The sequence below is a fragment of the Halorubrum sp. SD41 genome, from assembly GCF_058630335.1.
Genome location: NZ_JBZVGZ010000005.1, coordinates 130,300 through 138,327 on the forward strand (window position 1 = coordinate 130,300; position 8,028 = coordinate 138,327).

Here is an 8,028-nt window from a genome sequence, read left to right on the forward strand (position 1 = left end):
GTTTTCCAATTTAGCCGTTCCGGACCGGAACGTTTCAGCCGCCTTCAGCGACGCCGACCCGACACGCGGATCCCTGGCTCCGAAGTCGGGTCCTCAGAACCGCTCGACGTCGAAATCCGGCCGGTCGGCGTCGCCGTCGATCCGGGCGTCGCCGTCTTCGTCGCTCTCGCCGCCGATCCCGCTAGCCGCGAGGGCGCGCTCGCGCGCGGCCGGCTCGGAGGGCGCGACGACCACGGTGCCGTCGACCGGGTCGTCGCCGACCGCGCGGAACACGTCACCGTCGCCGTCGAACTCGGTGGCGTACGTCCGGAGCACGGCCGCGACGCGCCGCTCCGTGGCCGCGAGGTCGGCGTCGCCGTTCTCGAACTCACGGAGCGCGTCCTCGACGTTCCGTATCGCGGAGATGCGGTCCATCTACGTCGTCCTGAGGTGGCCCTGCTTGGGCTCGTACACCTCGCCTTTCGTCCGGAGCTTCTCGATCTCCTGTTCGGCCTTCCCCGGATCCATCCCGATCTCGCCGGCGCGATCGATTACCTCGTCGACGGGCGCGCCCTCCTCGTACTCCTCCTCGATGTCGGCGATCAGCGCCTTGATGTTCTTGATGCGGTCGCGCTGGCTCTTCGAGGTGCCCGTCTCGACCACGTCGGCGTCGAACTGCCCCGTCTCCGGGTCGACGCCGATGTCCTTGAGACACGACTCGACGATGTCGGTCGCGCGGTCGGCGTCCTCGCGCTCGACGGTGTCCGAGAGGCGCACCCGCGCGCTCGCCTCCGAGAGGCGCACCATCGCCTCCAGCTTCCGCGCCGTCACCGGCACCGGCGCGTCCTCGTCCGCGCCCTTCGAGCGCAGGTCGACGTAGAACTCCTCGATGAGCTCCTTCGCCTCGTCCGTCATCGTCGGGAAGCAGGACCGCTTCGCGTGGGCGATGTACTTGCGCAGCAGCTCCGAGTCGATCTCGGGCGCGACCTCCTCGGTCACCTCCGCCACCTGCTCGGAGGTGAACTCCGAGCTCGCCAGCTCCTCGCGCTGGGTGTTGAGCTCGCCGGCGTAGTTCGTCTTGATGATGTGTTTCGCCAGCCGGGAGTCGTGCTCCGGGTCCGGGCTGTCCGTCACCGTGAAGATCAGGTCGAACCGCGAGATGAGCGCCGGCTCTAAGTCGATCTGCTCGCCGATCGGCTCGTACTGGTCGAATCGACCGTACTTGGGGTTCGCGGCACCGAGCAGGGAACACCGCGCCTTCAGCGTCGCGTTGATCCCTGCCTTCGAGACGGAGATCTTCTGTTGTTCGAGGCCCTCGTGCATCGCGGAGCGGTCGGAGGAGTTGTGGACGACGAGCCCGTTCGCGACGAAGTTGTGCGTCCCCTCGACGGTCAGGTCGTACACCTTCGGCCGCCGTCCGTCCTCGATCCGCGCCAGTATCGACCGCAGTTCCGTCTTCACGGCGTCGACCTCAGCCGCGACGGCCTCGCGCAGGTCACCGAGACGGTCCGTTTCGACGGCGCCGGACAACCAGCGCGACACGGTCGCCTGACTCACGTCCAGTCTCGACGCCACGTCCGCCTGACTGATCTCATACGCGTCGAGCGCCGCCGACAGCTCCGCTTGCGTCTCGCCGACCGGACCGCGGTCGAGCAGTTCGCGAGCGCGCTCTTCCGCCGTGTCGACCGACCCGCCGATCACGTCGGCGAGGCGCTGTCGCAGCACCTCACCACGGTGTTCGGTCGACTCCGGCGGAACGGTTTCGACCGACTCCACACGTCGCCACTTCACGTCGCCGCGGACGAACTCGCGGAGGTCGTCGAGGTCGGTCTCCGCGACTTCGGTAAGGATCTCTCGGAGCCGCTCAGTCACCGCCCGACGGACCTCGTCGCGTTCGCCCCACTCGCGGGAAATCTGCTGTTGGGACAGCGTTGTTCCCTCGGCCAACTCGGACTGCGAGACGTGGTATCGGCGCCGTAGCTCCGAGAGCGTCTCCCACGTCGGCGTCTCGTCGAGCGCGTCCCGGTCGGCGGCGGCCGTCTCCAGTCTGTTCTCGAACGCCGCGAGCACTTGGCGGGCGCGGTGGAGCGAGATGTTCGCGGCCCCGGTCTCGAAGTCGTGATACGTGACCGCGTCGAGCCCGCACTCGCTTTGGTAGAGCCGGAGTGAGTCGCGACACCGCGCGAGCACGTCGTCGACCTCCGGGACCACGTCGAGGATCGTTCGGTCGCCGTCCGCGGCGTCGACGACGCGGTCGAGCGCCGCCGCCTTCCGCGTGGCCGTGAATCCGACGTACCGCCGGAACGCCGCGAGCGAGTCGGCGTCGGTCACCGTGAGGTAGTACACGTCGCGGCCGCCGTCTCGTTCGCGGTGCTGGAGCTGGCTCGACACGCTGAACCCTAAGAGCAGGCTCCGCGTGCCCTCCAGCAGGTCCCGGCTCGCCGACGCTATCCGGACGTTGCCCGCCGACTCGTCGACGTGTCCCTCGCTGTCGGCGAGCGCGCGGACGAACGCGGCCTTCGCTGCGCGGCTCCCGGCCGAAACGGGGGTCGGGAAGCACTTCTCGTCGTACCGACCGAGGTTCATCCCCGCGTCGAGGACGGCGTCGGCGTGTTCCTTCCCCGTGATGCGAACCGTCTCGACGCCGTCGTCACCCTTCTCGCTCGGCGGTCGAACCGGCTCCGCGTCGAACGCCGCCCGCGCCGCGCGCTCGAAGTCGTCTAAGAGTTCGTCGTCCGCGTTGGTGAACCGGACGCCGTAGACGCCCTCGTCGCGGTCGTAGAAGACGTTGCCGTCGCCCGAGAGGTATCCGAGGACGCTCGCCATCGCGGCGTCAACGCCGTCAGCGTCGACGGATCCATCGTCGAGCGGTTCGACGCTCCCGACGCCGCCCGCCATTGCTGCCGCTCCGGCGCCGTCGGCGGCCTTCGTCGGAATCTCTCGGGGCACGTACACCCAGTCGCCGTCGTCGAGCGCGGCCGCCTCGCGCTCGACGCGCTCCCCGTTGTCGAGGACGAAGAACGGGTGGTCGGCGGTCGCGGTCAATGACTCACCGGTCTCCGTCGCCACTCGGGTCAGCTCCGACGGCGCGTCGTACTCGTGGACCGCGGAGACCGGCCGTTCGACGAGGTTCCCGTCCTCGTCCATCGACCAGACGTCGAGGTCGACGTCGCGGACGCGGCGCCCGTTCGAGAGCTCCTCGACGTCGCCGTCCTCGGCCGCTTCACGCGCTAGTTCGTCGATGTGCTCGACGCGGCCGTCCGCGAGCGTCACCAGCGCGTCGCCGGTGACGCAGTCCATCTTGTCGAGCTCGTCGACCGCTGCGATCCCCTTGTCCGCGAGCACGAGCGCGCCGGCTTCGAGCGACCACTGCTGCCCGTCGCCGAAGTCGTCTCTTACGGCTGCAGCAGTAAGGCCGGCTGCAGAACTGCCTTTCCCGGACGTGTAGACGGACCGCGGTGCGATGTTCTCGACGTACGAGATCATCTGGGAGTTATGCGAGACGACCCCGTTCGAGACGTAGTTGTGCGTTTCCGCTACTTCGAGGTCGTAGACCCAGTCATCCTCGGATTTGACCTGCTTGATGGACGCAATCGACTCCAATCGAACTTCTTCCACGACCGAGGTGTTCTGACCACCAGACGCGGCGACGCCACCATCTGTGGCAGCGCGCGGTGCGACGGCCACACAGTCGCCGACGTTGAGTTCATCCGCACGCCGAGGAACGTGTCTGGCACCATCTTGGACGAAAAGCGGATGCGACGGTGTCACCTCCAGTTCCGTGCCGGAGGTAGTCTCGATACGATACATCGTTTCGGGAGCCTCGCGCTTCCAGACTTTAGTCGCTCGCGCGGATCCGATCGTTCCGTCCGACTGTAGCGATGGAACCTCGAAATCGACCTCGTCGAAGACGCCGTCGTCGACCGGTTTCGGATCATCGAGGTTTTCCTCGACGAGATCGCCTATCGGAACCTCTCGTCCGTCTGTAAGTGTCACTTTTGTGTTACATTTCAAACACTTACCAGTACCCGGGTCACCGATCAGGAGCATGTGGAGGTCGCCCCGAATCCGCGACCCGTCGGGGAGGTGCTTCGTCACGCCGGAGAACAGCTGGAGGATCATCGCGAGCTTCTCCTCCTCGTAGCCGTAGATGGCGGGCGCGATGGAGCCGACCATCGCCTCGTAGATGTCGTCGCGCTCGGAGAGCTCGATGATGTCGCGTTTGTCCGCCTCGGTGATGTCCATGTCCTCGAACTCCTCGTCCTCGATGGCGATGGAGACGCCATCCATGTACAGGTCGAAGATGGCGGACTTCTCGTTGCCCTGCTCGACCTGCTCGATGTGGAGGACGCCGACGCAGGTGACGTGGTCGCCGGGGCTCACCTCGCCGGTGATGTCGTCGACGATGTCGACGTCGAGCGACTGGGGGGTCTCTCCGCCGCGGAGCCCCTCGGGCGACTCCTGGATGCGGAGCTTCTGGGAGTCGACGAACTCGGACTGGTCGAAGTTGACGCGGAACGGGCCCTGCCGCTCGCAGCCCTGGCACTCGTGGGGCTCTTGGAAGCCGCCGTCGCTCTGGGGGATGTACGTCATGGTGCCGCAGCGCTGGCACTCGAAGGCGGCCTCGGTCACCTTGGGGCGGACGTCCGTGGCCTTGCGGACGATGCCCTGGATCGAGACGAGCTTGCCGATGTGGTCGTCGTGAACGCGAATTCCCCGGATATCGACGCTCTCGGGGAGGTCCTCGATGCGGACGTGCGCGCGGCCGAGGCTGACGTCGGCGGGGAGGTCGTAGAGCCGCAGCGCCTCCTCGGCGTACTCGCGCATCTGCTCCGGCTTGTTCAGGAAGTCCTCGGCGAGGTCGCGGTCGAACTGGAAGAGGTCGTCGTAGGAGACGTACAGCGAGCGCTGCTCGTTGGGGTACCGCTGCGCGAGCTGCCCGATCTCCTCCCGATAGTAGTTGCGATAGAACTGAATGAACCGCTCCGTGAGGTCCTGGGTGCCGGCCTGAGCCATTGCGACACCACTTCGTCGGCATCACGTATGAACCTCCGGTTCGGGGCGGACGTGGTCGCGTGGCGGGGGTGGGAAGCCACGGCACGCTCTCGCCGCGCCTCCGATTACGCGCGCCCGACGAACGTCGCGTCGGCGGAGGTGCGCCCCTCGTTGAACGAGAGTACCTTCGCGCGGATCACGTCGCCCGTTTCGAGCCCGCCCGGGATGTCCTCGGTGAAGAGGACGAACCCCTCGACCTTGCCGACGGCGACCTCCTCGCCGGAGTGGTGGTCGGTGAGCTCGGTGACGCCGAACTCGTACGTCTCGCCGATCTCGACCGGCGGGTCGCGCTCCTGAGCCGCGTCGTGGGCGCGCTTGGACTCGCGCGCGTCGGCGGAGGGGCCGCGGAGCCGTCGAGCGAGCACGAACAGCGCGATCAGCGCGACCGCGACGGCGAGGCCGACGACGAGCGGCGAGGTGGGAATCATACCCGGGCGGTCGACCGGGACCACCTAAACGGTGTGGGTCGGCGGCGACGTTTCGACGGTCGATGGCGGTACCTCGCGACGCCGTCGCCGCCCACTCGCGACCGGCCCGGTCCCGCCGCGCCCGCATGAGAAACGCCTTTGCCCTCGAAGCCCCCCTCTCGATCCGATGCGACACAGCCGCGGTTCCCGACGGCTCGCGCACGGGTGTGGTGTGCCGTGAAGGTCGCGGACGCGGTGCCGGAGTTCGCCGACGCCTTCGGGTTCGACGAGTTCAACCGGATGCAACGGGAGGCGCTCCCGGGCATCCTGGAGACCGACCACAACGTCGTCGCGTCGGCGCCGACGGCCTCCGGAAAGACGGCGCTCGCCGAGCTCGCGATCTGCCGGACCCTCGCGGCGGGCGGGACCGCTCTCTTCATCGCGCCGCTGCGGGCGCTCACCAACGAGAAGGAGAGCGAGTGGGAGCGGTTCGAGGAACTCGGCTACTCCGTCTACGTCGTCTCGGGCGAGCGCGACCTCAACCCCCGGCGCGCCGAGCGCGCGGACGTGCTGGTGACGACGCCCGAGAAGGCCGACAGCGCGACGCGGAAGCACGACTCCGCGCGCTACTCGTTCATCACCGACGTGGATTGCGTCGTCATCGACGAGGTCCACCTGCTCGACTCGGAGAAGCGCGGCGCCGTACTCGAAGTGACCGTCTCGCGGCTCCGCCGGCTCCAGGACCCGCGCGTCGTCGCGCTGTCGGCGACGATGCCGAACATCGACGACGTCGCGGAGTGGCTCGACGCCCCCGCGGAGACGACGTACGCGTTCGGCGACGAGTACCGCCCGGTCGACTTAGAGACCGGGGTGAAGACGTACTCGCACGGGTCGAACGCGTTCGCCGACAAGTACCGCCGGCTCTACCGCGCGCTCGACTTAGCCGAGCCGCACGTCCGCGAGGACGGGCAGGCCTTGGTGTTCGTCTCCTCGCGGCAGGACACGGTCCAGGCGGCCAAGAAGGCGCGCGACGAGATCACCGAGCGCGACATCCCGATCGACTCGCGGGACGACTACGACTTCCACAACGAGGCCAAGGAGCTGACCAACGACACGCTCCGCCAGTCGGTCACCGACGGCGTCGGCTTCCACCACGCCGGGCTCGGGAAAGCGGACCGCGACCGCGTCGAGGAGTGGTTCAAGCAGGGGAAGATCAAGTTCCTCTTCTCGACGTCGACGCTCGCGTGGGGGGTGAACCTCCCCGCCCGCTGCGTCGTCATCCGGGACACGAAGTACCACGACCCGCTGGAGGGGGAGACGGACATCTCGCCGCTCGACGTGCTCCAGATGCTCGGCCGCGCCGGGCGCCCGGAGTACGACGACGTGGGGTACGGCTGGGTGGTCTGCGACCGCGCGGACGCGGACAAGTACCGGAAGCTGCTGCGCGAGGGCAAAGAGATCGAATCGCGGCTCGCGGCCGACCTCGAATCGCACCTCAACGCCGAGATCGCGATGGGGACGATCCGGGGGCTGGAGGACGTGATGGCGTGGCTGGAGACCACCTTCTACTACGTCCGCGCGCAGTCCGAGCCCGAGGCGTACGACTTCCCGACGCTCCGGGACCGCGTGCGCGACACGCTCGAATCGCTCGTCGACGACGGGTTCGTCGCGGCCGACGACGACCTCGCGATCGAGCCGACCGGACTCGGGCGCCTCGCCTCGAAGTACTACCTCCGCCTGGACACCGCGCGCCGCTTCCGGCGCCTCGCCGACCGCGAGACGCTGACGGTCGACTCCGTGTTGGAGACCGTCGCCTCGGCCGGCGAGTTCGACTCCGTCTCGGCGCGCTCGGCCGAGTCGGACGCGATCGACCGAATTCTCGACGGGCGCGACACGGACTTGGAGGACGGCCACCGCAAGGTGTTCGCCATCCTGCTCGCCGGGATGGCGGACTCGATCCCCTCGGACCTCCGGTCGGACGCGTGGGTGATCCGGCAGAACGCGCTGCGCCTGCTCGCCGCGCTCGCGGAGTTCCTCGACCGCTTCGCCGGCCCGCGCGCCGCCAACCTCGCCCGCCGCGTCGAGGCGCGCGTCGAGCACGGCGTCTCCCGCGAGGCGGTCGCGCTCACGGCGATCGAGGGCGTCGGCTCCGGCCGCGCCGAGCGCCTCGCGGACGCCGGTCTCACCTCGCCCGCCGACGTGGTCGACGCCGGCGCGAAAGACCTCGAAAACGCCGGGATGAGCGGCTCCGTCGCGGAGCGCATCGTCGACGCCGCGCGCGACTGCCCCCGGATCGACGTCGACTGGGGAGAGTTCCCGGAGGCCATCGCGGTCGGCGAAAACGAGATGTGCGAGGTCGCCGTGACCGCCGTCTCCGGGAGCGCTCGCGCCGGGATCCGGGTCACCGTCAACGACGTGGAGATGACCGCGACGACGACGTACCTCGACGGCGAGGCGACGGTCCCGGTGGGCGTGTTCGGCCCACCGGACGCCGGCGAACCGGGGTTTGCTGTCCGGGGCGGGTTTCCCCGGCCGCCCGCGCTGCCCCCCACCGCGGCCCCGGGCGGGCTGGGGGGGGAAGCGGGCG

At 68.7% G+C, this 8,028-nt stretch carries 4 protein-coding genes; 1 reads left to right on the forward strand and 3 read right to left on the reverse strand.

Translation table 11 applies throughout. From position 1 onward, the window contains the following. Nucleotides 1-93: 93 nt before the first annotated feature. From AC4NMM_RS03500 to AC4NMM_RS03510, 3 genes are all read right to left on the reverse strand, one after another. Nucleotides 94-414 (reverse strand): DUF7854 family protein, encoded by a 321-nt coding sequence (locus tag AC4NMM_RS03500; protein WP_491923540.1) that lies wholly within the window; start codon nt 412-414, stop codon nt 94-96. Next, nucleotides 415-4,995: an LAGLIDADG family homing endonuclease gene (locus AC4NMM_RS03505; protein WP_491923541.1), complete on the reverse strand. Its 4,581-nt coding sequence runs from the start codon at nt 4,993-4,995 to the stop codon at nt 415-417. 104 nt (nt 4,996-5,099) lie between these two features. Beyond that, complete coding sequence (locus AC4NMM_RS03510; protein ID WP_096394374.1) at nt 5,100-5,462, reverse strand: TRAM domain-containing protein; 363 nt, start codon at nt 5,460-5,462, stop codon at nt 5,100-5,102. A gap of 216 nt (nt 5,463-5,678) precedes the next feature. On the opposite strand from AC4NMM_RS03510, the gene AC4NMM_RS03515 reads away from it, so the two are divergent. Beyond that, on the forward strand, nt 5,679-8,028 hold a 2,350-nt coding region (locus tag AC4NMM_RS03515; RefSeq protein WP_491923542.1), incomplete at its 3' end, for a DEAD/DEAH box helicase.